This window comes from Nocardia colli (genome assembly GCF_008704205.1).
Lineage (GTDB): Bacteria > Actinomycetota > Actinomycetes > Mycobacteriales > Mycobacteriaceae > Nocardia > Nocardia colli.
The window spans coordinates 60070-86832 of the sequence record NZ_VXLC01000021.1; the positions used below are offsets into that span (position 1 = coordinate 60070).

Consider the following 26763-nt stretch of genomic DNA (forward strand, 5'->3'; position numbering starts at 1 on the left):
CCCAATCGCCCTGATGGCCCGCCGAGACTAGTTGCTCGTAGCGGGCAGCGGTTTCGCCATCTCGTCCATCAACGGCCAATCAGCAAGAGGTCGGGCTTGTCCGATGGCCTGCCACCCCCACGACACATAGTTCGCCCTCGCCGGGTTCTCGACCCGCACCATCAGGTATGCGAGCCGCTCCGGACGTTCGGCGAGGGCAGCGTCGTGAATGATTCGCCCGTAACCCTGGCGCTGATGGTCCGGATGAACGGAGAACTCTCGGAAGATGTAGACCGGTGCGTCCGCGATTTCCGCAACGAGTTCCGGAAAGACTTGCGCCGCTTTGTCTCTGACTTCCGCCGACCACTGATAGGGGGTGCCGAATGCGTAGCCGACGAGGTGGCCGTCCCGCCATCCGGCGGCGAGCTCGAAACCGGGGATCGGGGCGTACAGGTCTTCGAGTCGTTCCCAGAACTTCGCCGGGCTGTACCACGGGTTGCCCTGCTGACGCTGGTGTGCGGCGAGGTAGATCGCCTTGATCTCGTCCGCGTACCGCAGTGCCTCCGACGAGTTGTACCGAACGACCTTCAAGGTCGTCCCCTCGGTGTTCACGCTTCGATCGCCTTTCGTCCATGCCGTGCTCGACGGGTCAGCTCCAGGTTGCGCCAGAGGACTTCTGGCATTCAAGGTGATCTGAGTCCCTGGGCGGCTCGACATGCGGTCGCATAGCTAGGCATCTTGTCTCGCCGGAGTGCGGTTACGGCAGGCATTCTGTGCAGGTTGTCCCGCAGACACTAGGCAGGTTGCGCGGAAATCATCGGGAATTCACAGTTGCTGACACAACGGGTGCCGTTCGGCCCGGCCCACGCTCGAGTTGGGTTGCCGCCCTGCCCCTTTGATCGACGGCACATTCCGGACGGTGAGGAACACGCAGATGAAGAACCTACTTTCCCAGTTCGAGGAGAAGGCCCCCGAGATCGTCTTCGAGTGGCAGGACTCCGAGACCAGCGCGAAGGGCTGGGTAGTGATCAACTCGTTGCGCGGCGGGGCGGCCGGTGGCGGAACCCGGATGCGCCGCGGACTCGATCGCAATGAGGTCGAGTCGCTGGCCAAGACCATGGAAATCAAGTTCACCGTGTCCGGGCCGGCGATCGGCGGCGCGAAATCGGGGATCGATTTCGACCCGCGCGATCCCCGCAAAGGCGAGGTGCTCAGCCGGTGGTATCGGGCGGTCGCACCATTGCTGAAGGCGTATTACGGCACCGGCGGCGATCTCAATGTCGACGAAATGGCCGAGGTTGTGCCAATCACCGAGAGTTACGGGCTGTGGCATCCGCAGCAAGGTGTGGTCAACGGACACTACGGCGCCGACGATCGTGAACTCGTCCAGCGGGTCGGCCAGCTTCGACTCGGGGTGGCGAAGGTGGTCGAGGATCTGCGCTTCACCCCTGATCCGAATGGCAAATACACTGTCGCGGACTTGATCACGGGCTGGGGCGTCGCCGAATCGGTCCGCCATTTCTACCGGATCTACGGCGGCGACATCGCCGGGAAACGGGTGATCGTCCAGGGCTGGGGAAATGTCGGCGCGGCCGCCGCCTATTACGCGGCGCAAGCAGGAGCCCGGATCGTCGGCATCATCGACCGCGACGGCGGTGTCCTGAATCCGGCCGGCTACACCCTCGAAGAAACCCGAGAGTTGTTCTTGGCCAAGCAAGGTAACGCGCTGCACGCCGACGGCGCCCTGCCGTTCGACGAAATCAACGACCGCATCTGGAATCTCGGTGCGGAAGTATTCCTCCCGTGCGCGGCATCGCGTCTGGTCACCCACGACCAGATCGACCGGCTGACAGCGAACGGTTTGCAGGTGATCGCCAGCGGCGCAAACGTGCCCTTCGCGGACTCCGAGATCTTCTACGGCCCGATCTACGAACACGCCGACAAGAGCGTCGCCGTAGTACCGGACTTCATCGCCAACTGCGGCATGGCCCGCGCCTTCGCACTCCTGATGCAAGGCGACGTCGAAGTCTCGGACGAGGCCATCTTCGGCGACATCTCCACCACCATCGCCACCGCCCTCGACCGCTGCCACTCCCGTTCCGACCTCACCACAAACCTGGCCAGCACCGCCTTCGAAATCGCCCTGGACCAACTCGTCTAGAAACGGCGAGTGCGTTAGCCACAATTTCTCGAAGGATCTCCCTGACGTGCGATGATCGCTTGCTCAAATTTTCCAATGCAGTCGAGGAGCACGGCGATCGAGCGGCACGAAATCGAGACTTTCCTGACCCTGGCGGAGGAACTGCACTTCCGGCGAACCGCCGAACGCCTGGGTTTGTCGCCGGGGCGGGTCAGTCAGACGATCAAGAAGCTGGAGCAGCGGATCGGCGTGCCGTTGTTCGGTCGCACCAGCCGCCATGTCGTACTCACCGCCGCCGGACGGCAACTCCGGGATGAGTTGCGGCCGGCATATGAAAGCGTCCAGTTGGCAATATCCCGGGCGATCGAATTCGGCCGCGGCGTCACGGGCACGCTGCACGTCGGATATTCCACACCGTGGGTGGCCGACCTGCTCGGTCTCGCCGTCGAAACCTTCCAGGAGCGTAATCCGGCCTGTGCGATCGAGGTTCACGAAATACAGCTCGGTGATCCGCTCGGCCGGCTCCGCTCGGGCGAGTTCGATCTGCAGATCAGCGAATTCCCTATCTACGAGCCGGATCTCACGGTCGGCCCGGTGATTTTCGCCGAACCGCGCGCGCTCATGGTGCCGACGCAGCATCCGTTCGCCGGCTTGGAAACCGTGTCATTGGAGGATCTCGCGGACGCTCCATTGGTGTCCCTGCGCGGCGATATCCCCGCGTACTGGCTGGATTTCCATCTCCCCACCCGCACCCCTTCGGGGCGGCCGATCGCCCAGGGACCGACCGCCACGTACTGGTCCGAAATACCTTCCTACGTCGCAACCGGGCGCGGCGTTTCCCCGGTGGCTTTGCGCGGTCTTCGATATCACGCTCGCCCGGGTGTCGCGTTCGTTCCGTTCCGCGACGCTCCGCCCATCGAATACGGCCTGATCTGGCCGAAGAACGGAGATTCCACCAGGGTCTGCGCATTCATTCAGACACTGCTCGAAACTGCTGCGGCGCAACGTCGGTCGGCCGACAGTGCGGACTACCTTCCCCGCGATGCGCCCGCTGTGGACCAGCTAGCTCGGTACTCTTTTGCCGAGACCGACGAAGAACAGAATCAGACCCACGGTCAACACGATGTGCCCGAGTCCGGCAATGCCGGAGATCACGACACTGGTGTCGGCACCGACGACAGTCTGCACACCGTGCACGGTCATCACCGCGACGGTCAGTGCCAGCCCTGCGTTGTACACCCAGAAGAACCAGTCGAAGAGTCTGCCGCCTAGGTCGAATACTTTCGCCAACGCCAGCACGATCAGATGGAACAGCATCCCGAGCGCGAGCAGATGTGTGTGCACGACCCCGAGTTGGGTGTCACCGGTGAAGTCGTACCACTTGGTGAGTTCGCGATATACCAAACCACTGATAACCCCGACGATCATGTAGGCGTGCGCCGCGTAATAGACCTTCTTCACAGCGCCCCACGCCGAAAACGTAACAGCGCCACCGCAAAGCAGCCCAGCGCACCGACACTCGCGACCGCGCGAGCAATGTTCCAAGCCACCCACGGTCCCTCGAACTGCGCCCGCACCGCGGCCAGATCGGCGATCTGCGCGGGGTCGCCCGCGGCCGCCAGCTTGTCGTTGAGCGGAACGCTGATACCGGTCGTTATCGCGAACATCAGCAGATAGCAAAAGAACCCGGCGACCGCCCAATTGCGCACCGCCGCGGATCCGGGCCGCCAATTCGTCAGTACGGCAGCCACCGCGGCCACCAGCCCGCCCATGAACAAGACCATGAACAGCGGGTTCACGATGACCACATTGATGTTCTGCATGACCTCGACGAAAACACCGTCGCTACTACGCCGCAGGGCAGGCATCACGGAGTAGGCGAACCCGGCGAACAACCCCGCCATCAAACCGGCCAGAACCGCGGCCACAACCAGGGTGGCCGCGCGCGCCGCTTTCACTGCGACGCCCCGGCAACCGCCGGCTGACCGGAGATCCGCCGCACACTCTGCTCGCGCAGCAACAGCCCACCGGTGAGCGCGACCAGAACCGCGGTCAGCCCGTGCACGCCGAGCGCGGTCGCCGTCGACCCCGAATAACAGAGCACAGTCACCGTGTCGCCCAACGGGTTCAGCGCGATGACGAGGGTGACGACACCCAGCGCGAATCGCTGCCGAACCGCGAGCAAGGCGAGGATGACCAACCCGCTCGTGATATCGCGAATGCCCTTGAGGTTCAAGAAGGCAACCGCATCCCCCTGCGGCCATTCGGGCAGCCCGAATTGCGGGGCCATGGACGTCGGCGTCAACACGTAACTGATGCCGACATAGATGATGAACGCGGCACCGATCAGCGAAAGTGCGGTGGCCGTGCGGGAGAGATTCAAGCTCGTGCTCCAGATGTCGATCGTTGAACTGCCTGATCAAGGATTCAGAACACGAGTTCCGGGAACAATGACGTATCGATCAACCGGCGTTTACCCCCGCTCAACGATCGACCGGAAGGAACAAATCGCCCGCCCCGGCGGTAGTTAGTGGAGCCCTCGAGACGGCGGGCACCGCAACGAGCGAGACGGAGCAGCGATGGAGCGGTACGAGATCGAGGCCTTCCTGACGCTGGCCGACGAGCTGCATTTCGGCAAATCCGCTGAGCGACTGAAGGTTTCGACCGGACGGGTGAGCCAGACGATCCGGTCGCTCGAACGCCGCATCGGCGCCCCGCTGTTCGAACGCACCAGCCGCCGGGTGACATTGACCCCGGTGGGCCGGCAGTTCCTCAACGACCTGCGCCCCGGCCACGATCTGATCCAACTCGCCGTCGAGCGCGCGACCACCGCGGGCCGGGGCGTGCCCGGCGTACTCGAGATCGGCTTCGTCGGCGCGGGCGCCAGCACCTTCTTGCTGGAGGCGGCCGACCGGTTCGCCGACGACCATCCCGGCGCCGAGGTCCGAATCCGGGAACTGCCGCTGTACGAGGGCACCTCCGCGCTGCGCGCCGACCTGGTCGAGATGGTGTTCCTGTTCCACCCCGTGGACGGGACCGGCCTCGGCGTCGGCCCGGTCCTGCGCCGCCTCCCGCGCCTGCTCGCCATCCCGAACGGTCACCCGCTGGCCGCCCGCGACTCCGTATCTCTGAACGATCTGGCCGGCATCACGCTGATCGGCGCACCCGGCTCGACCCCGCCGGCGGTCGCCGAGGATCGGGTGCCGACGCGCACGCCCGACGGCCGGCCGATCCGGCACGGCAAGACCGCCAACACTTTTCAGGAAGCCACCGCGCTGGTCGGGGCGGGCGAGGGCGGGTTCATCCTCGGCGACGAGGGTTCCTGCTACCGCGCCCACCCGCGCATCACCTACCTGCCCATCGACGACGCACCACCGCTGGACGGGCGGCTTGTCTGGCGCGAATCCCGGGAGAACGCCCGGATCAGAGCCTTCAATCAGGCGGCGCTCGCGACCAGCCGGAACGACTGCCGCAAACCGCGATCGGCGGAACTGCTCGGCGCCACCACTGCCTCGTTACGCTCCCCGAGCGGTCGGCCCTGCCCGTAGGTCTCGCGCGATCGAGGCTTCGGGTGGGCGCCCGGATTCCCGATCAGAACGCTGATCGGTTCGCCGCCCCCGCAATTAATCGGTCGAAATCCTCCGTTTTCACCCGTATAAGATACCGACCAGTCGCCTATGTAGAAGACATGTCAACATTACCCCCGAAAACTACGGTCTTGTAAGAGTTTATTCCGACTTATATGTCCAGGGTGTTATTCCGGCAAAAATGAAGGATCTATTGCCTGTTATCACCATGTGATGCAAGTCACATGTGAATTCGGTTGCCGCAACTTTGTAAGATCGACTGTAATGATTCCACTCGGAATAAGGGGAACACCAAGCACTCACTGGGGGTGAGATATGCACGGACTTTCCGGACGCAACATTCCGGTGCCGGTCGAGGCACCGCGGTTCGGACAGTCCTAAACCTGACTCATTTCGGCTGCGCTACCAGCGCATATGCCGAACTCCACCCGTTCTGACGTCGTCCTACATCGCCCTAGGCTGACGTCGGCAAACCTTGCGGAAGGTCACGGCCGCCATCTTTGGTCGAGCCGTCCGCAAATATCCAGCACCGGGTTTATTAGACTTTCCACACCCGGTGAGATTTCTCTGTGCGAAAGTCTCGGGCGATCCCCGGGATTGTGAGGCTGACTGTGAACGAACACGCTCTTACATCCCCGCCGGTCATCGGCGAACGATTTACATTGCTGGCGAAACAGCACCCGGAACGGGTAGCGGTTATCGGCGACGGCGGCCAGCTCAGCTACGCCGAACTCGACCGGCGATCCGACGCGCTGGCCCGACATCTGCAAGCGTCCGGCGTACACCCGGGCGACATCGTCGCAATTGACGCCTGCCGCCGGATTACCACCGTCGTCGGCCTGCTCGCGATTCTTAAAGCGGGTGCCGGCTACCTCGCACTCGACGAACGCTCGCCGCGCCCGCGCCGCGAACTCGTCCTGCACCGATCGAACGCGAAGATCGTCTTGACCCACGACGGACAGACGCGGGACCTACCTGCGGACCTCACCGCGGTATCGCTGGACACGGACCGGCCGGACGGCCCGCCCGCACCCGTCACCATCACCGGCCTGCACCCGGCCTATCTCGCCTACACCTCCGGCTCCACCGGCACGCCCAAGGGCGTGTGCGTCCCCCATCAGGCGGTAGCACGCCTGGTGGTCGATACCGACTTCATCGCGGTAACACCCGACGACGTCTTCCTCCAGTTCGCCCCGATCGCGTTCGACGCCTCGACTTTGGAGATCTGGGGAGCCCTGCTCAACGGCGCCCAACTCGTCCTCGCACCGGCCGCGGAACTCTCGATCAGCGACCTGACCAAACTCGTCGGCCACTACCGAGTGACCGTCCTGTGGTTGACCGCAGGCCTGTTCCAGCAGGTCACCGACGCCGGTCTGGACGAACTCAGCGGCCTGCGCTATCTGCTCGCCGGCGGCGACGTCCTGTCCCCCGCGCACGTCCGGCGGGCCGTGGCCACCCTCACCGGCACCACGGTGATCAACGGCTACGGACCAACCGAGAACACCACCTTCACTTGTTGTCACGCAATTACCGACGAACCGTCCGGTCCGATTCCGATCGGCCGCCCGATCCGGGGCACCGCGGTCCGGGTGCTCGACACCCACCTCACGCCGGTCTCTAACGGTGAGTTGTACGCGGCGGGAACCGGTCTGGCACAGGGATATTGGCGAGACCCCGCGCTCACGGCGGCGACCTTCGTCGCCGATCCGGCCGCCGAAATCCCCGGCCAGCGCATGTACCGCACCGGCGATCTGGTCCAACGCCGATCGAACGGCGCTCTCGACTACCTGGGCCGAGCCGACCAGCAGGTCAAGATCCGCGGGTTCCGCATCGAACTCGGTGAGGTCGAGGCGGCGATCGCCGCTCTGCCCGGCGTCGCTGAACTCGCGGTCGTACCGCAGGACCAGCGCGGCGGCGGAAAACGCCTGTCCGCGTGGCTGGTCGGCGAACCGGACCACACCCTGTCCACCCTGGACGTCCGCCGCACCCTCACCGAAACGCTCCCGTCGTACGCGGTCCCCACGCTGATCCGGATCGTCGACGCCCTGCCGCTGACCGCCAACGGCAAGATCGATCGGAAAGCCCTGGCCGCCGACCAGCCCACCGAACGCCCCCAGCTGACCACCGCCTATCGCGAGCCGTGCACCGCGATGGAAACGGCCGTAACCACGCTCTGGAGTGACCATTTCGGCATCGCGGGCATCGGCGCGGACGACGACTTCTTCGAGCTCGGCGGCCATTCGCTGCTCGGCGTCCGGATCACCGCCGACCTCGAACGCGAGTACGGCGTCGCCGTCTCCCCGGTCACCTTCTATCTCGATCCGACCCCCGCCGGTCTGGCCACGGCTGTCGAGCAGGGACGGCCTTCCGCGTGAAAATCAGCACCGACGTGCGCGCGGCCGTCGACCTGACGCAGATCAACCTGTTCGACCCTCATTTCTTCGCCACCGGCGATCCGCATCCGGTGTGGGCGGCCATGCGCGCCGACGCACCGCTGCATCGCCAGGTGCTGCCCGATGGACGGTCGTTCCGGTCGGTCACCCGGCATGCGGATGCCTGCCGGGTGCTCGGCGACCATCGCGCCTTCACCTCCGAACGCGGCAGCGTGCTCACCCAACTCGGGCACGGCGACATCTCGGCCGGCAAGATGCTCGTATCCACCGATCCGCCAAGGCATTCCGAGCTACGCAGACCGCTGCAACCGAAGCTCTCGGTGCGCACGATCGCCGCGTGGCAGGACCGGATTCGCGCTGTGGTGCAACGGTTTCTGGCGCCGGCCTCGGCCGGTGAGGCGTGGGATGTCGCGCAGCAGGCGTACGAACTGCCGATGACCGTGGCCGGGGCACTGCTCGGCGTCCCGGAAGCCGACTGGGACAACCTGGTCAAGTGGACCGCGATGGCCGCCGCACCGGAGGACCCGGAGTTCCAGGTCCGCAACGGGTTCGCCACCCTGGCCATCGCCCACCACCAGCTGTTCGAGTATTTCGCGGGGCAGGTCAAGCGGCTCCGCAACAGCGAGCCCACCGCCGATCTGCTCGGGCACATGGTGAGCATGGACGCCGGCGGCGCACCGCTCACCGACGAAGAGGTCATCTACAACTGCTACAGCCTGCTGCTCGGCGCCAACGCCACCACCCCGCACACGGTCAGCGGCACCCTGCTCGCACTCAGCGAGCACCCGGACCAATGGGCGGCCGTGCGCGCCGATCCCGCGCTGATCCCCAGGCTCGTCGAGGAGGGGCTGCGCTGGACCTCGCCCGCCAACAGCTTCCTGCGCTACGCGAGCGCCGACACCGAGCTGAGTGGCGGGCTGGTCGAGGCGGGTGAGGCGGTCGCCGTCTGGATCGGATCGGCGAATCGCGACGAATCGGTGTTCGCCGACCCGTACCGTTTCGACGTCACCCGAACCGACAACCGCCACATCGCCTTCGGCCACGGACCGCACTACTGTCTCGGCGCACCGTTGGCGCGGTTGACCTTTCGAGTGCTGTTCGAAGAGTTGTTCGGGCGGTACACCGGCGTCGAGCCGGTGGCGCCGCCGCAACACCTGGCCTCCGTCTTCATTGCCGGGATGACGCACTTCCTGATCCGGACCCCGATGAACCAGTCCGGCGAAAGCCGGCACTTCAACGAAGGGATGTAACTCAGTGACTTCAGATACCACCCTCCGCGACACCACACCCCTGACCCGCTGGCTGCTCCGCCTACCCGACGACGACGCGACCGCCCGGATCTTCTGCTTCCCGTACTCCGGAGTCGGCGGGTCCATGTTCAACCAGTGGCCGCGCCGCATCGGCGGCATCGAGGTCTGCTCCATCCAACTGCCCGGACGCGAAAACCGGCTCCGGGAACGGCATTACGGCACATATGCGGATCTGGCCGAGATCTTGGTGGACCAGCTGCTGCCGTACCTGGATCGGCCGTTCGCCTTCTTCGGCCACTGCGCCGGCGCGCTGCCCGCCTTCGAAACCGCGCGGCTGCTGGCCGAACGCGGGCTCCCAACGCCGCGGCAGCTGTTCGTCTCCGCGCAGGTCGCGCCGCACGACTGCCCGCACGACCGGTTCCTGGACATGTCCGACGACGAACTGCGCGCGGAACTGGAATTCCTCACCGCCACCCGCGGCGGGCTGGTGCACCCGCAGTTGATCGAGCTGGGCCTGGCCATCCTGCACGAGGATCTGACCGCCAATCGGGTCTATCGCAGGTCCGCGCCGATCGAGGTGCCGTTCCCGATCACCGTGCTGCACTGGTCCGCGGATCCGGAGGTCACCGCGGCGGAACTGCGTGGCTGGCAACACTATTCGGCCGACGTCCGGTTCCCGGTGGTGGAGGGCGGTCACTACGACTTCCTCAGTGCGCCGGAACCCTTGCTGGAACATCTTTCCGAACCGTTCGCGCATGCGCACGGGACGTGCCAATGCTGAAAACCATGGCGCAGGTACCCGGTTTCGGCCGCCTGCTGCTCGGTCGCACGTTGTCCTTCCTGGCCACCGCCCTGGTGCCGATGGCGCTCACCCTCGCGGTGCTCGACGCCACCGGCCGGGGCAGCGACCTGGGCATCGTGCTCGCGGCAGAGATGTTGCCGCAGTTGGTATTACTGCCGATCGGCGGCGTGCTCGCCGATCGATACCCGCCGCAGAAGGTGGCGTTCGCCGCGGACCTGACCCGCGGGCTCGCACAGCTCGGCATCGGCATCGAATTGCTTTGCGGCGTAGTAAGAATCACCGATCTGGTGATCCTCTCGGCGATCACCGGCATCGGCATCGCCTTCGGCATGCCGACAATGTCGCCCCTGGTCTTCGCGACGGTGCCGCAGGCACATCGGTTGCAGGCCAACAGCTATCTCGGCGTGGTCCGCGGCGTCACCCTGGTCGCCGGACCCGGCGTGGCCGGCGTGCTGACCGTAACCGTCGGCGCGGGTTGGACATTCATCGCCACGGCCGTGCTGTTCGCGGTGGCCGCATGCACCCTCGGCGGACTCCGGATCGCACCCAAGCCGGCGATCGAGCATCCGGTGACGTTCTTCCGGCAGCTGGCCGACGGCTGGCTCGAGGTACGCAGCCGAGCGTGGTTCTGGTCCAACCTGATCGGTCACGGCGTCTCGAATCTCGCTGCGGGCGTGCTCATGACGCTCGGCCCGCTGATCGCCGTGCACTCGCTGGGCGGCGAGGTGTCCTGGGTGCTGATCTATCAGGCCGGGATGGCCGGGTTGGTGATCGGCTCGCTGGTCGCGCCCCGGCTGCGGGCGCGGCGTCCGCTGGTGCTGACCTCGTTGTGCGGGACGCTGTTCGCCCTGCCGATGATCAGCTTCGCCGCGCTGCTACCGAATTGGGTAGACGCCCTCGCCTACGGTGCCGCCATGCTCGGCGTCGGGCTGCTGAACACGGTGTGGCAGACCACGATGCAGCGCGAGTTCCCGCCGGAAGCGCTGGCCCGCGCCGATTCCTACGACGTCCTGCTGTCCTTGGCCGCCCGCCCGCTCGGCATGTCCGTGGCCGCCCCGATCGCCGCGGCCGTCGGCAACGCTGTCCCGCTGCTGACCATGGCGGCGCTGGTCGCGGTGGTCAACCTGGCGATCATCGCGCTGCCCGAGGTCCGGGCGATGACCACCGAGAAAGAAACGACACGGCTATGAAAACCCGCGAGGACGCAGCGGCAATCGCCGTGATCGGCGTCGCCTTCGAACTACCCGGCTGTCCCGACTGGGCCGCGCTGACCACGCTGCTGCGCCACGGCCGGGACGCCATGCACCGCTTCCCGGACGAGCGGGCCGAGGCCACCGGCGTGGCCCGGTCCGCGACCGACCGGGACGGCGGCTGGATCGACGACATCACCGGATTCGACTACCGCTACTTCGGCCTGGCCAAGGCCGAAGCCGAGCTGATCGACCCGCGGCAGCGGCGCATGCTGCAACTCGCGTGCCGCACGATCGGGCATGCGGGCTACGCGCCCGCGGAGTTGGCCGGGACGAATACCGCGGTGCTGGTCGGCGGGTACGGCGCTCCGCATCCGAGCCTGTCCGACCTACTGCCTGCCGAGGAACGGCACAGCGGCCAGGCCAAGACCGGCAGCCTGCACGCCTACGCCGCCGGGCGCATCGCGTATCACCTGGATCTGCGCGGCGCGGCGCAGGTGGTGGACACCGCGTGCTCGTCCTTCCTGGTCGCGCTGCACGAGGCGCGCTGGAAACTCGCCCGGGGCGAAAGCGATCTGGCGCTGGTCGGCGGCTACGAGCTGGTCCTCGGTGCACTACCGCAGCGCAGCGCCGACGGCATGGGCGTGCTCTCCCCGGTGGATCGGTGCCGACCGTTCGACGCGAGCGCCGACGGCACCACCTACGGCGAAGGCGGCGGTTTCGTCCTGGTCAAGCCGCTCGACGCCGCCCTGCGCGACGGCGACACGGTGCACGCGATCCTCCGCGGCAGTGCGGTTAATCAGGACGCGCGGCGCGGCGCGGGGCTCACCGCGCCGAGTCCGCAGGCCCAGACCGAGGTCATCACCGCGGCCCTGCGTGACGCGGAAATATCGGCTGCCGCAATCGGATACGTCGAGGCGCACGGCACCGGCACCAAGATCGGCGACCCGATCGAGATCCAGGGACTGCTCGACGCGTACGCCGGTCAGCTCGACAGCGCTGGACCCGCCGTCTCCTCGATCAAGGCGAACGTCGGTCATCTCGGCAGCATGGCCGCGTTCGCCGGACTGGTCCGCATTCTCGCGCAGTTCCGAGCCGGTGAGATCTTCCCGACCGCACACCTTGAACAGCCGAATCCGTTGCTGGACATAGACGGTGCGCCGCTGCACATCGCCGATCGCGCTGAGCAGTGGACCGGCGACACGCGTTACGCCGCCATCAGCAGCTTCGGGCTGAGCGGCACCAACGCACACATGATCGTGCAGGCACCGGAGCCGACAGAATCCGCGAGCGCGACGTCGTCCGGAGCCCACGTCATCGTGCTCTCAGCCCGCAACAGCGCCGGCCTGCGCGCCCAGGCGCAAGCCCTGCACGACCAGATCGCCGCCGATCCGAGTTCGTTCGATCTCACCACCGCCGCGGCCGTATTGTCCGTGGGCCGTGAGCATTTCGCGCACCGACACGCCTGGTTGGTGCACGATGCGAAGGACCTCCTGGAGCAGCTAGCCGACACCTTGACGGCACCGTCCGGCAACCAGCAAGGACCACCGGATCCCACCCCCGTAGTCGTCGCCCTCGGCGATATCACCGATGCACCCGCCGACCAGCTGCAAGCCACCGCCGACGCATTCCCGGCCTTCGCCCGCATCATCGCCAGCGCCAAAGCTCATGTGGCAGAGACAGACTGGACACCTGCACAACGCGGACTGATCTGGCTGATCGGCACACACCAAGTCCTCACCGACGCTGGAGTCAAACCAGACCTACTGCTCACCCATGGAATCGGCGCGACCGCAGCCCGAGTTGCCGGTGGCGACGAAGACCTGCCAACCGCCCTCGCCGCCGAAATCGTCGCGCCCCGCCCACCAAGAGCCGACGCCCTCACCAAGGCCATGTCCAGCCTGCCCGCCAACCCGGTCATCATCGATCCAGCCCCAGGCACCGAGCTATCGACACTGCTGTCCGATCACCCGTCCATCGCAATCGCCTCAACTCCAGCCGACGCACTCCGCCGCCTGTATCTCGCAGGGCACCAGCTGAATTGGCGCGGCGCGCTAGGCCAACCACTACACCGCCGACTCGAACTCCCAGTAGCCCCGATGGCCGAAGTGCACTGCTGGCCTACCGTCGCCACACCCCCGACACCTACAGTCGGCGCAACATCCGCCGGTGCGCCATCCACCGCCACACCCGCGTCCAGCGCCGCATCGCCTGTCATCGGCACAGTGGCTGACGACGCATCGTTCACCGACACCGCCCCCAAGCGTGTACCGACCACCACCGCAGCTCCGTCGACGAACACAGCCACCACTACGGCTTCGGACGCATCACAACACTCGGCACTCTCGGTCGCCGAGGTCGTGATCGCGCTGGCGAGAGAAGTGCTCAAAGAGCCGGGACTACAACCCGAAGACGACTTCTTCGACGTCGGCGGCACCTCCCTCAATGGGGCGCAATGGGTCGCCCGGATCAACGAGCGGTTCGGCACCGATCTCGGCGTGCTGGACCTGTACGACTATCAGGATCTGGGCGAGACCGCTGCGGCAGTAGCGGAGTTGGTAGGTGAAGCCCCTTCCACCACTACCCTCAGCGGCACCGCACTAGTCGCCGATGGCACGACACACATCGACAACCCGCCGCTCGCGGACGGCACATCACGCGCCGCGGCCGCCGATGCATCAACCGCCCTTCCACCCCACCACTCCGTGGTGGAGATAGTGATCGAGCTGGCCAGGCAGGTGCTCAAGGAGCCGGGGCTGCAAGCCGAGGACGACTTCTTCGACGTCGGCGGTACTTCGCTCAACGGGGCACAGTGGGTCGCTCGAATCAACGAGCGGTTCGGCACCGACCTCGGCGTCCTCGACCTGTACGACTATCAGGATCTGGGCGAAACCGCCGCCGCAGTCGCCGAATTGGTCGGTGAAACCCCTTCCGCCACTACGCAGGACGGCGCAAACGCAACGCCGGCCCCGGACGGGTCCACAGCAACCAGCCGCGGGCAGGCTCATGATGAGCCGGACACCACGATCGACCCATTGACCGCAGCGTATGACGGGCGGACTCACGACGGGCCGACAGCTGTCTCGTCGGCGGGCGGCTCGCGGGCTGACGAAGGACCGTTGTCCGGGCAGCAGCTGGCGATTTGGGCTGCCGATCGGCTCGATCCCGACACCGGTGCCTACAACGTGCCTGCTGCTTTGCTGGTCGACGGCGAGGTGGACAGTGCGGCGCTCACCGAGCGCCTGCGGGGCGTTGTTGCGCGGCATCCGATGCTGCGCGCGCGGATTGTCGACACCGTCGACGGCCCCAGGCAGGTGGTCACGCCTGTTGATGAGGCGCAGGTGCTGCTCACCGAGAGGGTGGTCGATCTGACCGGTGTCGCCGCGGCCGAGGGCCGCGCGGAACTGCTGGATCGACTGCGGGAGGTCGTCGCCGAACCACTGTCGCCCTATGGTCCGTCGAGTCGATATCTTCTGGTGCGCGCCAAGTTTCGCGACGGTGAGCAGCAGGTCCTGCTGCCGATCTTTCACCACTTGTTCGTCGACGGCTGGTCGTGGGGTCTGCTGTTCGCTGAATTGGGCGGCGATCCGAGCGCGCTGCCCATGCCGGAGCGCCGCTATGTCGACTACGTCGCCGATCAGCAAGCGCTCCTGGACGGGCCGGCGGGAGCCGACCTGATCGACTTCTGGTCGGGATATCTGTCCGGCGCACCCTATGTGCCCTTGCCGCCTGATCAGGTGACAAGCGAAATGTCCGACGGCACAGGCGAACTTGTGCTGCCGATCGACAGCGATCGCGCCACACGACTGCGCGAACTCTCCCGGCGCGAGCGCTGTTCCCTCAACACCGTGCTCTTGGCGGCCTGGATGACACTGCTCCGCCAGATCACCGGCGAGCAGGACGTTTGTGTGGCATTCCCGGCCGCCGGACGCAAACCCATCGATGAACCGGTGGTCGGCAACTACGCCACCACCTTGGTCGTGCGAACGACGGTGCAGCCCGAGCAGTCGATCACCGCTTTGCTCACCGCGGTCCGCACCGCCTCGCTACGCGCGCTCGACCATCAGGACCTGCCCACCGACCGCCTCCGGCGATTGGCGCGCCCCAACTCCGCGGACCCACTGGCGTCAACCATGTTCACCGTCACCAGCGATGTAGAACCGTTGCAGCGCTTGGGTTCCGACGGCCCGGCGGTAGAACTGCTCGACGTCGGACAGGGTGGCGCCGCGTTCCCGATCGCGGTCACCGTCCTGGAATACGGCAGCCAACTGCGGTGCCGCCTCCAATACGACCCGACGATGTTCCGCGCCAGCACGATTCGCGCCTGGGCCGACGCATACCAAACATTGCTGGACCGCCTGACATCACTGGCACCGGACACACCGGTACACACCCTGTCGATCGGCATCGCGCCAACGCCTCGTCGTCGGCCGGCACAGGCCAACACCACCCAGACGACCGCCGCATTCGCCGCACCGGATACCGCTCTACAGCAACGACTATGCGCGATGTGGTCCCACTATCTGCACCGCGACCGGATCGGGATCGACGACGACTTCTTCGACCTGGGCGGCGACTCGATCTCCGCAATCGCCATCGCCGCCGACGCGGGCACCAACGGAATCGCCTTGCGCCCGCGCTACATCCTCCAACTCCGGACGATCGCCGCTGTCGCCGCTACCATCGCCGAGCGCGAAAGCATCCGAGCCGAAACCGATTCCGGCGCGACTCCCCCGGTCCAGCCGGACGAGCACACCGCGGCCGACCCGACCCCACCACAGCTGGAATTCCTCGCCCGCGGCGTACCTACCCCGGATCACTGGAACCACGGCGTGCGCTACACCTTGCGACACCACACGGATACCGAAATCGTCGAGCGCGGCGTACGAGACCTGGCGCACCGCCACCCCGCCCTACGCGCCCGACTGCGCACCGTCGATGACAAATGGCAGTTGCTACCCGACGGCGCACTACCCGAAGTCACCGAATTCGACCTCACCACAGCAGATCCCGCCGATCTACCGAACCGGGTGCACAACGCGGCAACCGAACTGCACCGCACACTGAGCCTGTCCGATGGCCCCGTCTGCCGAGCCGGCGTCTTCCGCACCCCAGCGAGCCAAGACGACCAACTCGTGCTGGTGATCCACCACACGATGGTCGACCTCTACTCGTGGAACGTTGTGACGGAAGACCTTTCGGCCCTACTCGACGGAACGAACACCGCCGAACTCCCCCCACCGAGCTCCAGCTACTTCGACTGGGCCCGACGACTGGCAAACCTGGTCCGCACCAACCCGGCCACCTTCGACGCCAGCTACTGGCTGGACCGCTCCTGGGGCGACGCCACCCAACTACGTCTCGCCGACCACGAGTCGTTCGGCGTCGAGGGCAACACCGGCGAACTGGTCACCGAATTCCGAGCCCCGGAACAGGTTCCCGGCCTCAGCCGAGCCGAACAACTCCTGGCCACCCTCGGCGCCGCCCTACAGCGGTGGCTCGACGTACGCGGCGGCGAAATAGCCATCCAACTCGTCGGCCACGGCCGCGAGGACCTGTTCGACGACCTGGACCTCGGCCGCACCGTCGGCTACTTCAACACCACCTACCCGTTCGCCCTCGGCCTCCCCGGCCGCCGCACCCCCGCCGACCACGCCGCCTTCGTCGCCTCGCAGCTCCGCTCGATCCCCGGGCGCGGCTTCGACTTCGAGCCTCTCCGCCGATTCCACCCAGACGCAGCCGTACGTGCCGCCCTTGACCAGGTCGGCACCCCGGCTGTGCAGTTCTCCTTCTGGGGCACCCCCGAATTCCTGTCCGCAGAGAAAGACCCGACCAAAGCACTCACCAACGCCGACAACGACCTCGTCGGCCAGGACCGCCCCGACAACATGCCCAGACCCTGCGCGATCGAGGTCTACCCCATGCTCGTCGCCGACCAGGTCCGCGTGCAGTGGCGCTACAGCGGCGAATTGTTCACCCCCGAACGAATTCTCGCGCTCGCAGAAGCCTTCGGCACGGCCTCGGCCACGCCCGCACCAATGATTCACCAGGAAACAGGAGTTACCAGATGAGGATACTGTCAGGCCGAATCCGGCTGCGGCGCAATCACTTCGCCTTGAAAGGCATCGTCGTGCTGACGGCCGCGGCGCTGCTCGGCGCACAGGCCATCTCCGCCGCCGCGGACCCCGGGGATCGCGCACTCGCCGACCGGCTCGCGAACGAGGTCTCCGGCGACGGCGCCTGGCAGCACCTCACCGCGATCTCCGGCCTGACCATGGCCCTCGGCGGGAACCGCCTGTCCGGCTCGCCCGCCTACGAGGCGAGTGCCCAGTATCTCGCCGCGCGGCTCACCGCCGCCGGATACCAGGTGACGCGGCAGCAATTCAGCTTCCCCGACTACGACATTCAGTCCGAGACCGGTTCGGTGACCGCACCGCAGGCCCGCCCGCTGCACCCGGTGATCGCCCGATTCTCCCGCCCCACCCCGAACGGCGGCCTCAACGCCGCGTTGAGCCTGCCCACCGGCAAGGACACCGGTTGCAGCGCAGACGATTACGCGAATACCGATGTGCGCGGCAAGATCGTGCTGGTCCGGGTGGGCGACTGCTTCATAACCCAAAAGCAGCTGGTGGCCGCCGAAGTCGGCGCGGCAGCCATGTTGATGAACGGCGACACCCCGAACCCGACGCTCAATCTGCGCTACCGGATGGTCCCGCCCGCCGATGCCCGCATCCCCACCGCGACCCTGTCCCGCGGTGAAGCCGAGCAGTTGATCGGCGAGGTCACGGCCGGCCCCGTGCAGCTCACCCTCGACCTGCGCGGCGCCGAAATCCAGACCAACACCTTCAATTTGATCGCCGACACCCCAACCGGCCGCGCGGACAACATGATCGTGGTGGGCGCGCACCTGGACTCCGTCGATACCGGACCCGGCATCAACGACAACGGCTCCGTCGCCGCGGTGAACCTGGAGACGGCGCTGCGGCTGGCCCCGTACCGCGATCAGGTCCGCAACAAGGTGCGTTTCGCCTGGTGGGCCGCCGAAGAGAAGGGCCTCGCAGGCTCGCAGTTCTACGTCGATCGGCTCTCCCCCGAGCAGCGCAAGAACACCGCGCTGTATCTGAACGCGGAAATGATCGGCTCACCCAACTTCGCCCGTCAGGTCTACAACGGCAAGACCGCCAACGGTTCGGGACCGGCCGGCTCCGACCAGATCTCGGCCCTGATCAACGGATACTTCGCCGAGCGGAATCTGCCGACCGTCGGACTGATCCTGGACGGCCGCTCCGACCATTCCCCGTTCATCGACGCGGGCATTGCGGCGGGCGGCGTCAACGGCGGCGCCGACACGGTCAAGAAGGCCGATTGGGTGCAGATGTTCGGCGGCGTCGAAGGCGAGATGCTCGACCGCTGCTACCACCAGGCCTGCGACAACCTGGACAACATCAATCGCACCAGCTTCGACCAGTTCGGGCGCGCGCTCGCGTGGGCGACCGGCCGGTTCGCGGTCAGCACCGAGGACATCAACGGCGTGCGCTAGCCGCAGCGGAGGGACGACGAATGTCATTGGGAATCATGGCGATCGGTTATGCGCTGGGCACGCCGGTCCCGCTCGACGAGCTGGCGGCCAACGGCATCACCGACGACGCGAAGGTGCGGCAGTGGGGCTATCGCCGCCTGCATCGCGCACCGGAGGAGGTCGGCCTGACCGACCTGGCCGTCAGGGCCGGAGAGACCGCCTTGCGGCGCGCCGGCGTCGAGGCCGGTGAGGTCGATCTGGTGATCCTGGCGATCACCGATATCGCCGAGTACCTGTACTGGGACGCCGCCGCCGCGGTGACAGGCCGCCTCGACGCCCGGCATGCGGAGGCGATGCTGCTCAGTCAGGCCTGCGGCGGCGGTGTAGCGGCCTTCGACGTCGTCGCCGGCAAGTTCGCCACCCACCCTCGATATCGGACCGCGCTGGTCATCGCCGCCAACCGCATCGCCGAAACCTATTGGGACCGAACTGAAACGAGCACCTCGCTGAGTTCGGACGGCGCTGCGGCGGCGGTCCTGCGGCGCGACCACCCGTCGTGCCGATGGCTGGCGACGGAGGTCGTCACCGACGGCCGCTACGCGGACTTCATGCGGATGGAGGCAGGCGGCGCCGCGCAACCGTTCACCGGTACCGAGCGGCCCACCATCCCCCCACTGATCGACCGTATGGACACCTTCTTCGACGGAAATGGCAGCGCCGCATTGGCGTTCGTCGATCGAATACACACCCGAAATCGTGACGTCGTCGAACGCGCTTGCGCGAGTGCCGATGTCGCGATCGGTTCGATCGAACGGGTGCTGTACCTGCACGACAACGCCGGCGCCTTCGCCGATCTGGCCAAGGCGCTCGGCATCCCGCTCGACCGCACGAACCTCGAAATAGCCAGCGACCACGGCCATTTCGGCCCGGCCGATCAACTCCTGAGCCTGGAGCGGCTGCTGGCCACCGGCGAACTCGTCGCCAGCGACACCGTCGCCCTGCTGAGCATGGGCACCGGCATGCACTGGGCCTGCACCCTGCTCCGCATCTGATCGACAACGAAAGAGAGGACGGTCGTGAACGACCTACTCGACCGCGCCCGGCGGCTGACCGAGCCGGGCGCCGAACCCGATCCCACGCTGGCCGCCGCGCTGGCACACACCCCCGACCTCGGCACCGCACGGGAGGCGGGCCGGCTGCTCGGACGCATCGATCCCACGCTGGTGACCAGTCCCGGCACGAAGCCCTACCCGCTGCGAGTAGCCGTCGCCTCCTCCTTCACCGCCGACAATGTGCTTCCGCTGCTGCGCATTTCGCTGCTCGCGGCGGGCATCGACGGCGAATTCCAGCTGGTCCCACCGGATCAGCTGCTCATGCAGCTCAGCGATCCGAATTCGCAACTGGCGCAGTCTGCACCCGATCTCACGGTGTGCCCGATCCATGAGGAGCTGTTCCTCCCCCGCGAGGCCGACACCGCCGACCTCGACGCCGTTCGCGAACTTCTGGACCAGCGCCTCGACCTGTTCGGAGCGGCACTGTCGGACTTCGCGACCCGCACTGCCGGAACAGTTCTCGTGCACACCGTGCCGCTCCCGCAACCGCGCTGGCGAACCGTCAACGCCTACCGCTCACGCGCACGACTCGGCCGGGCCTGGCGCGAACTCAACAGCGGTCTGCTCGAACTCGCCGACCGCATCGACGGCGTCGGCGTGCTCGACCTGGAAATGCTGCTCACCGACGCCGCCGTCCCGCTGCGCGACGACCGCCTCTACCGCTTCGGCAGCATGGCCTGGTCGCCCGCGGTCGAGCAACTCTTCGCCGGCCAGGTCGCCGCCTACGCGAGCGCACTGACCGGCCGATCGAAGAAGTGCCTGGTCCTCGATTTGGACAACACCCTGTGGGGCGGCGTGCTCGGCGACGACGGGCCGGAGAACATCGAGCTGGGTTCGCTGTATCCGGGCAATGCCTACACCGAGCTGCAACGGGCGGCGCTCGGGCTGCGCGATCAGGGCGTGCTGCTCGCGGTGGCCAGCAAGAACGATCCGGACCTGGTGGCGCAGGTGCTCGCCGAGCATCCCGAAATGCTGGTCCACGCCGAGGATTTCGTCGCGATCAAGGCGAACTGGGAACCCAAGGACGGAAACCTGGCGGCGCTCGCCGCCGAGCTGAACCTCGGACTCGACAGCCTGGTCTTCGCCGACGACTCGCCGTTCGAGTGTCAGCTCGTCGCCCGCTCCCTGCCGCAGGTCACGGTCGTGCCGATGACCGGAGATCCGGCCGGGCACCTCGGCGCGCTGCTGGCCGGCGATCACTTCACCGTGCTGACGACGACCGACACCGATCGGGAGCGCACCGAGCTCTACCGAGCCAGGGTGCACCGGCAGGAGTGGACGCGCGGGCACTCCGCGCTCGACGGCTATCTGAGCGAACTCGGCATCGAGGTCACCGTCCGCCGCGCCGACGAGTATCTGCTGCCGCGCATCGTGCAACTCGGCGGCCGCACAAATCAATTCAATCTGGTCGGGCGCGCCCATTCGGCCCAGCAGTCCGGCCGCATGGCCGACTCCACCGACCATGCGGTGCTCGGGTTCGAGGTCGGCGATCGGTTCGGTCGCGAGGGCATCGTCGGGGCGCTGTGGATCGCCAAGCACACCGACCATTGGCTCATCGAGAACGCGGTGATGAGCTGCCGGGTATTCGCGCGCGGCATCGAGTTCGCGGTGCTACAAACCGTGATCGACGAAGCGGCCGCGACCGGCGTGCCGCGGCTCGAAGCGGCCTTCCGCGACACCGGCCGCAACGGACCGGCCGAGAAATTCCTCGCCGACGCTGGTTTTGTTGCAGCCCAGCAGGATCCCGACGGTACCCAGCGCCTCGTCCTGCACCTCGACCCGCGTCCGGCCCTGTCCCCAGCGTGGATCTCGATCCACACCGACGAATCGATGAAGCCCCATGCCTGATCTGAATACCGAACTCGCCCAGATGATTTCCACGGTCACCGACCTGCCGCCCGAGGCGATCACCGGTGAGCGCCGATTCGACGAGCTGGACAACTGGACCAGCCACACCGCGCTGCGCCTGTTCACCGCGCTGGAAGACCGCTTCGCGGTCCAGCTCTCGCTCAAGACCTACTTCCGCACCCCGACCGTCGCCGCGCTGGCCGAGCTGATCGAGAGCGCTCGCCCGGCTCCCGCGTCGCACTGACTTTCTCCGCAACGAATCGAGTTTCTTATGTCGACAACGTCTGTCGCCTTACGACAGTCCCCGACCGCCGCGCACGCCTTCGTACGCCTCGCCGCCGATCTACCGGATCGTCCCGCCCTGCGGCAGGACGATTTCCAACTCAACTACCGCGAACTCGCCGCCCATGCCGGCGCGGTGGCCGCCTGGCTGCGCCGCGAAGGCATCGGCCGCGGCGATGTTGTTGCCACACTGATGGATCGATCCGTGCGCTGCATGGCCGGCGTACTCGGCGCGTGGGCCGTCGGCGCTGCGTACGTCCACCTCGAGGCGACCGATCCCGAGCCTCGACTGCGCGCGCTGCTCGACACCACCCGGGCGCGGGCCGTGCTCACCGATGCCCGAAACCGGCCCCGGCTCCCTGCGGACGCCCTGCCAGTACACGTTCTGGATGACGAGTATCCGACCGAAATCCTCGACATCGCACCGGGACTCGATCGCGACGACGTCGCCTACCTGGTGTGCACGTCCGGCTCGACCGGAACGCCTAAAGCGGTCCAAGTATCGCATCGCGCGTTGCTCAACTACTGCGCGGCGTTCTGGGAGCGAGTGAGTCTCCCATCGATGGAAAGCTTCGGTCTCGCTACGACTTTCGCCGCCGACCTCGGCAAGGTGTCGGTCTACGGCGCACTGCTGTCCGGCGCCAGGCTCGACGTATATCCCAGGGACACAACACTCGATCCGATCGCGCTTGCCGCGGATCTGGCCGCGCATCCCGTCGATTGCCTCACCTATACCCCGTCCCAGCTCGAGGCTCTGGCCGCCGAGGGTGATCTCGCCGCGCTGCTGCCGAAGCGCGTACTGGTGGTCGCGGGCGAGGCGTTTCCGCCGCGCCTGGCCGCCGCGATCCTGCGGGTGCGCCCAGACCTGGAGGTGCACAACGGATATGGCCCGTCCGAGGCCACCATCCTGGCGACCATGCACCGCGTCTCCGGTGCGGACGCGGATCGCCCCCGGGTCCCGGTCGGCACGCCGCTCAACGGCGTGCGCGGCGTCGTCCTCGACGACGACCTCGGCCCGGTGCCGGACGGCACCCCCGGCACCCTGTACCTCGGTGGCGAGTGCGTGGCCCTGGGCTACCTCGGTGACCCCGCGCGCACCGACGCCAAATTCCTCCGGCTCGATGACTCCGGTGACCGGTTCTACTGCACCGACGACCTGGTGATCCGTGAACCCGACGGCACGCTCGACTACCTGGGTCGCGCCGACCGGCAGATCAAGATCCGCGGCAATCGGGTCGAACCGGGGGAAGTCGAAGTCGCACTGCTGGATTCGCCCGGCGTACGGCAGGCGGTCGTCACCGGCGAACGCGCGCAACCACAGCAGCCGCTCGAACTGGTCGCCTATGTAGTCGGCAATGTGCAACCCGCGGAACTGATTCGAGCGTTGCGCGCCACGCTGCCATCGGCGCTGGTGCCGAGCCGGATCGTGCCGGTGCCACACATTCCCGTCACCCCGAACGGCAAAGCCGACTTCACCGCGCTGCACGCGCTCGCCGATCCAGATCCGATCCGCGCGACGGATCCGCCGCGCACCCCGACCGAGCAGCTGATCGCCCGGCTGTGGAGCGAGGTGCTCGGCCGCGCCGATATCGGGCGGGACGAGCGGTTCATGGAGATCGGCGGGGATTCGTTCAAGGCGCTGACCGTGTTCGCGCGCCTGCGGCGGCACTATCCGGCGCTGGTCATCGCGCAGATCTACGCGCACGCCTGCATCGCCGATCTGGCTGCCGCGCTGGACGGACCCACCGCCGCCGTCCCGGACGCGGGCCGGGCCGTCACGGTCATCGAGCTATGAGCGGCGCGCGTCCGACCCTGGTGGTCGCGTACGACGAGGGCGCCGCGCACCCCGGCGATATCGCCGTCGGGCTGGCGGGGTGGGCGAACTGTGTCTTCGTCGCCGAGCCGAACGAGCACACCCGCACGATGGAACCCCTACTGTCCCAATTCGGTTCGGTGCTGTGGGCGGACTCGGTCGCGCTCGCCGCCGACGCGGTGCGCGCGCACAAGCCGGACGGCGTGGTCACCTACACCGAACGCGGACTCGGTCTCGCGGTCGAACTGGCCGACGCGCTCGGACTGCCGTTCCACGACCGACCGACCTTCGCCGCGCTGACCGACAAGTGGGAGCAGCGAGAAGCGTTGCGGCACGCGGGTGTCGACGCCGTGCGCTGTCACCGCATCGATGCGGAATCCGACTGGCCGGCTGCCGTCGCCGCGACCGGACTCCCCGCCGTGCTCAAACCGGTGCACGGCGGCGGCAGCCGCAACACCTTCTACATCGACGACGCGGACACCGGACTCGAGCTGACCCGGGCGCTGCTGGCGCAGTCCCGGCCCGGCCTGGTCGCCGGGGGCACGCTCGTGCTCGAGGAGTATCTGGTCGGCCGCGACTGCGCACCGTTCGGCGACTACGTCTCGATCGAGAGCGTCGTACAGCACGGCGAGATCCGGGATCTGGCTGTCACCGGCAAGTTTCCGATGGTGCCGCCGTTCCGCGAGACCGGCCGGTTCTGGCCGTCGCCGCTCACCCCGGACGAGGACGAGCAGGTGCGCGCGCTGGCCCGGCAGGCCGTCGAGGCGCTCGGCGTGGTCACCGGCCTCACCCACACCGAGGTCAAGCTCACCCCGCAGGGCCCGCGGCTGATCGAGGTCAACGGCCGGCTCGGCGGCGGCATCAACGAACTCGCCCGGCGCGCACTGGGATTGGATCTGATCGAGCTGGCAGGTCGCGTCGCGATCGGCGAATCGGTCAGCCTGCCACCGGTTTACCGGGGACGGGCCTACTACCAACTGTTCCATCCCGCACCGCGCCAGGCCGCGACCCTGGTCGCCATCGAAGGCGTGGACGACATCAAGGCGCTGTCCGGCGTCACCCTGCACCGGCCGTATGTCCGGCCCGGCACCCCGCTGCCGGGCGGGGTGGAGACCAGGGAGATGGACATCGTGATGGGCGAGGCGCACGACATCGGCGAATTGGCCGTCATCGCAAAGCAAGTCGAGTCGACCCTGCGCTACCGATTCGACTTTCCGGCCACGCCGGACGCACCGGCACGAACCTGCACAGTCACCGCGGCGGAATTGGGGCGGTTGTGACCACGCTACGGAAGGATTCCTCGATGAACGACAGCATTGCGGCACCCGAAGAGGTCTTCGCCACCATCTGGCAGGAGGTGTTGCAGGTCGACCACGTCGGCCCGGACGACGACTTCTTCTCTCTCGGTGGCGATTCCCTGCTCGCGCTCAAAGTGCTCGGCGCGGCGCAGGAGCAGGGGCTGGCGCTGACCCTGATCGACCTGTTCCGCAATCCGACCCCGCGCGGGGCCTGCGCGGCACTCGGCACCGCCGCCGCGGCCCCGGCCGGTGCCGATGATCTGCTGTCGCTGCTGGATCGCGCGCGGCTGCCCGATGATGTCGAACAGGCTTATCCGGCGGCGCGGCTGCAACTCGGGCTCATCCACGAAAGTCTCATGAGTGACGGGGCGTTCTATCTCGACGTCGTCTCTCGCACAGTGCAACGCCCGCTGGATCCCGCGGTGCTGCGGCAAGCGCTGGATCTGCTGTCCGCACGACATCCGGTGCTGCGCATGCGATTCGACCTGGCCAACTTCAGCGAGCCGATGCAGCTGGTGCAGCGGTCCGCGCCGATTCCGCTCACCACCGCTGATCACCAAGAACTCGACGACACGGTGAAAACCCAACGCTACGAACAGATCATGGCCGATCTCGGCCAGCCGTTCGATCCGGAGACCGCGCCGCTGGTCCGCGTGCACGCCGCTGCCACCGGCGCACAGACCTTCGCACTGTCCTACTCGTTCCATCACGCGATCCTGGACGGCTGGAGTGAGGCGGTGTTCTGCAACGAACTCGTCCGCACCTACGCCGGCCTGCTCGACGGCCAACCGCCGGAATTCCCGGAGCCGGTGCCGTATTCGGAGTTCATCCGGCTCGAACGCGAAGCCATCCAGGCAACCGACTCCGCGGACCTGTTCCGGGAACTACTCGGCACCATCCCCGATCCGGAGCCCGGTACCGGAATCCCGGTGCATCGCAAGGTGAGTGCCGCCGTGCCCGCCGACGACGCCCGGCGGCTCGAGGAGTTGTCCGCGCAGTGGGGCCTGCCGCTGAAAAGCCTGCTGCTGGCCGCCAATTGCGCCGCGATCGGCACGGTCTGGCACACCGACACCCCGGTGGTCGGGCTGTTGCTCAACGGTCGCCCGGAACGCGCCGGGTCCGACGTCACCCTCGGCCTGTTCCTCAACCAATTACCGCTGCGCCTCGAACTGTCCGGCCGCGACTGGCAAGACGCGGCCCGCCGGGCGTTCGACGCCGAGAACCGGCTCCTGGCCCACCGCCGCTTCCCGCACTCCGAGGTCCGCAAACTACTCGGCGGCGACCCCTACGACGTCATGTTCAACTACGTCCACTTCCACCCCCGCGACGAACTCCTCGCCGCCGGCCTCATCGCCGCCGAAGAAGACATGCGCGACCACACCAGCCTCCCCGTCCGCGTCGAACTCCTGGACGACCGCCGCGGCCACGGCCTAAGCGTCCACGTCACCGCCGACACCACCCGCTTCGGCGACGACCTCCCCACCCGCCTCCTGAAAGCACTCCTCCACGAAATCCACGACCTCTCCCGGCCGATGTAGGGGGACGCCTGG

17 protein-coding genes and 2 pseudogenes are annotated in these 26763 nt (G+C 67.1%); 15 read left to right on the forward strand and 4 right to left on the reverse strand.

The features are described from left to right. Positions 1-27 precede the first annotated feature (27 nt). Entirely contained in the window at positions 28-591 is a 564-nt protein-coding gene (locus tag F3087_RS34240) for a GNAT family N-acetyltransferase (protein WP_191094284.1), read from the reverse strand. A 322-nt stretch (positions 592-913) separates the two neighbouring features. Between F3087_RS34240 and F3087_RS34245 the strand changes: the two genes are divergently transcribed. Then, on the forward strand, positions 914-2140 hold the full coding sequence (locus F3087_RS34245; RefSeq protein WP_150406266.1) for a Glu/Leu/Phe/Val dehydrogenase dimerization domain-containing protein: 1227 nt from the start codon (positions 914-916) through the stop codon (positions 2138-2140). 75 nt (positions 2141-2215) lie between these two features. Further along, positions 2216-3055: pseudogene (locus F3087_RS34250) on the forward strand (LysR family transcriptional regulator); the annotation flags it as partial. 126 nt (positions 3056-3181) lie between these two features. Here F3087_RS34250 and F3087_RS34255 read toward each other — a convergent pair. Genes F3087_RS34255 through F3087_RS34265 form a run of 3 tightly spaced genes read right to left on the reverse strand, consistent with a single transcriptional unit; the run spans position 3182 to position 4502 of the window. Further along, positions 3182-3580: a DUF2871 domain-containing protein gene (locus tag F3087_RS34255; RefSeq protein ID WP_150406267.1), complete on the reverse strand. Its 399-nt coding sequence runs from the start codon at positions 3578-3580 to the stop codon at positions 3182-3184. Further along, complete coding sequence (locus F3087_RS34260; RefSeq protein ID WP_223885559.1) at positions 3577-4077, reverse strand: anthrone oxygenase family protein; 501 nt, start codon at positions 4075-4077, stop codon at positions 3577-3579. Before F3087_RS34260 ends, F3087_RS34255 begins: the two co-directional genes overlap by 4 nt. Further along, complete coding sequence (locus F3087_RS34265; RefSeq protein WP_150406268.1) at positions 4074-4502, reverse strand: DUF4267 domain-containing protein; 429 nt, start codon at positions 4500-4502, stop codon at positions 4074-4076. The genes F3087_RS34260 and F3087_RS34265 overlap by 4 nt, the downstream gene beginning before the upstream one ends. A gap of 196 nt (positions 4503-4698) precedes the next feature. Here F3087_RS34265 and F3087_RS34270 point away from each other — a divergent pair, with 196 nt between their 5' ends. From F3087_RS34270 to F3087_RS34330, 13 genes and pseudogenes are all read left to right on the forward strand, one after another. Then, a complete protein-coding gene (locus tag F3087_RS34270) occupies positions 4699-5667 on the forward strand; it encodes a LysR family transcriptional regulator (protein WP_150406269.1) in 969 nt (322 codons plus the stop codon). A gap of 701 nt (positions 5668-6368) precedes the next feature. Continuing rightward, positions 6369-8081 (forward strand): non-ribosomal peptide synthetase, encoded by a 1713-nt coding sequence (locus tag F3087_RS34275; protein ID WP_223885560.1) that lies wholly within the window; start codon positions 6369-6371, stop codon positions 8079-8081. Continuing rightward, the gene (locus F3087_RS34280) at positions 8078-9349 is read left to right on the forward strand and encodes a cytochrome P450 (protein WP_223885561.1); all 1272 of its coding nucleotides are present in this window, start codon (positions 8078-8080) and stop codon (positions 9347-9349) included. Before F3087_RS34275 ends, F3087_RS34280 begins: the two co-directional genes overlap by 4 nt. A gap of 4 nt (positions 9350-9353) precedes the next feature. Beyond that, positions 9354-10079 (forward strand): annotated as a pseudogene (locus F3087_RS34285) (thioesterase II family protein); the annotation flags it as partial. 56 nt (positions 10080-10135) lie between these two features. Beyond that, positions 10136-11341 carry an MFS transporter gene (locus F3087_RS34290; RefSeq protein ID WP_223885563.1) on the forward strand — a complete coding sequence of 402 codons (1206 nt, stop codon included), beginning with the start codon at positions 10136-10138 and terminating at the stop codon, positions 11339-11341. Beyond that, a complete protein-coding gene (locus F3087_RS34295) occupies positions 11338-17412 on the forward strand; it encodes a condensation domain-containing protein (RefSeq protein ID WP_150406270.1) in 6075 nt (2024 codons plus the stop codon). Before F3087_RS34290 ends, F3087_RS34295 begins: the two co-directional genes overlap by 4 nt. After that, positions 17409-18881 (forward strand): M28 family peptidase, encoded by a 1473-nt coding sequence (locus tag F3087_RS34300; protein ID WP_150406271.1) that lies wholly within the window; start codon positions 17409-17411, stop codon positions 18879-18881. Before F3087_RS34295 ends, F3087_RS34300 begins: the two co-directional genes overlap by 4 nt. A 20-nt stretch (positions 18882-18901) precedes the next feature. Next, a complete protein-coding gene (locus tag F3087_RS34305) occupies positions 18902-19912 on the forward strand; it encodes a 3-oxoacyl-ACP synthase III family protein (protein WP_150406272.1) in 1011 nt (336 codons plus the stop codon). 24 nt (positions 19913-19936) lie between these two features. Continuing rightward, positions 19937-21820, forward strand: a complete 1884-nt coding sequence (locus F3087_RS34310; RefSeq protein WP_150406273.1) for an HAD-IIIC family phosphatase — start codon at positions 19937-19939, stop codon at positions 21818-21820. Then, entirely contained in the window at positions 21813-22064 is a 252-nt protein-coding gene (locus F3087_RS34315; protein WP_150406274.1) for an acyl carrier protein, read from the forward strand. The genes F3087_RS34310 and F3087_RS34315 overlap by 8 nt, the downstream gene beginning before the upstream one ends. 27 nt (positions 22065-22091) lie before the next feature. Beyond that, positions 22092-23897, forward strand: coding sequence for a non-ribosomal peptide synthetase (locus tag F3087_RS34320; RefSeq protein ID WP_150406275.1), 1806 nt, complete (start codon positions 22092-22094; stop codon positions 23895-23897). Next, positions 23894-25195 (forward strand): ATP-grasp domain-containing protein, encoded by a 1302-nt coding sequence (locus F3087_RS34325; RefSeq protein ID WP_150406276.1) that lies wholly within the window; start codon positions 23894-23896, stop codon positions 25193-25195. Before F3087_RS34320 ends, F3087_RS34325 begins: the two co-directional genes overlap by 4 nt. A gap of 23 nt (positions 25196-25218) precedes the next feature. Next, the gene (locus tag F3087_RS34330; protein WP_150406277.1) at positions 25219-26751 is read left to right on the forward strand and encodes a condensation domain-containing protein; all 1533 of its coding nucleotides are present in this window, start codon (positions 25219-25221) and stop codon (positions 26749-26751) included. The last annotated feature ends 12 nt before the right edge of the window (positions 26752-26763 follow it).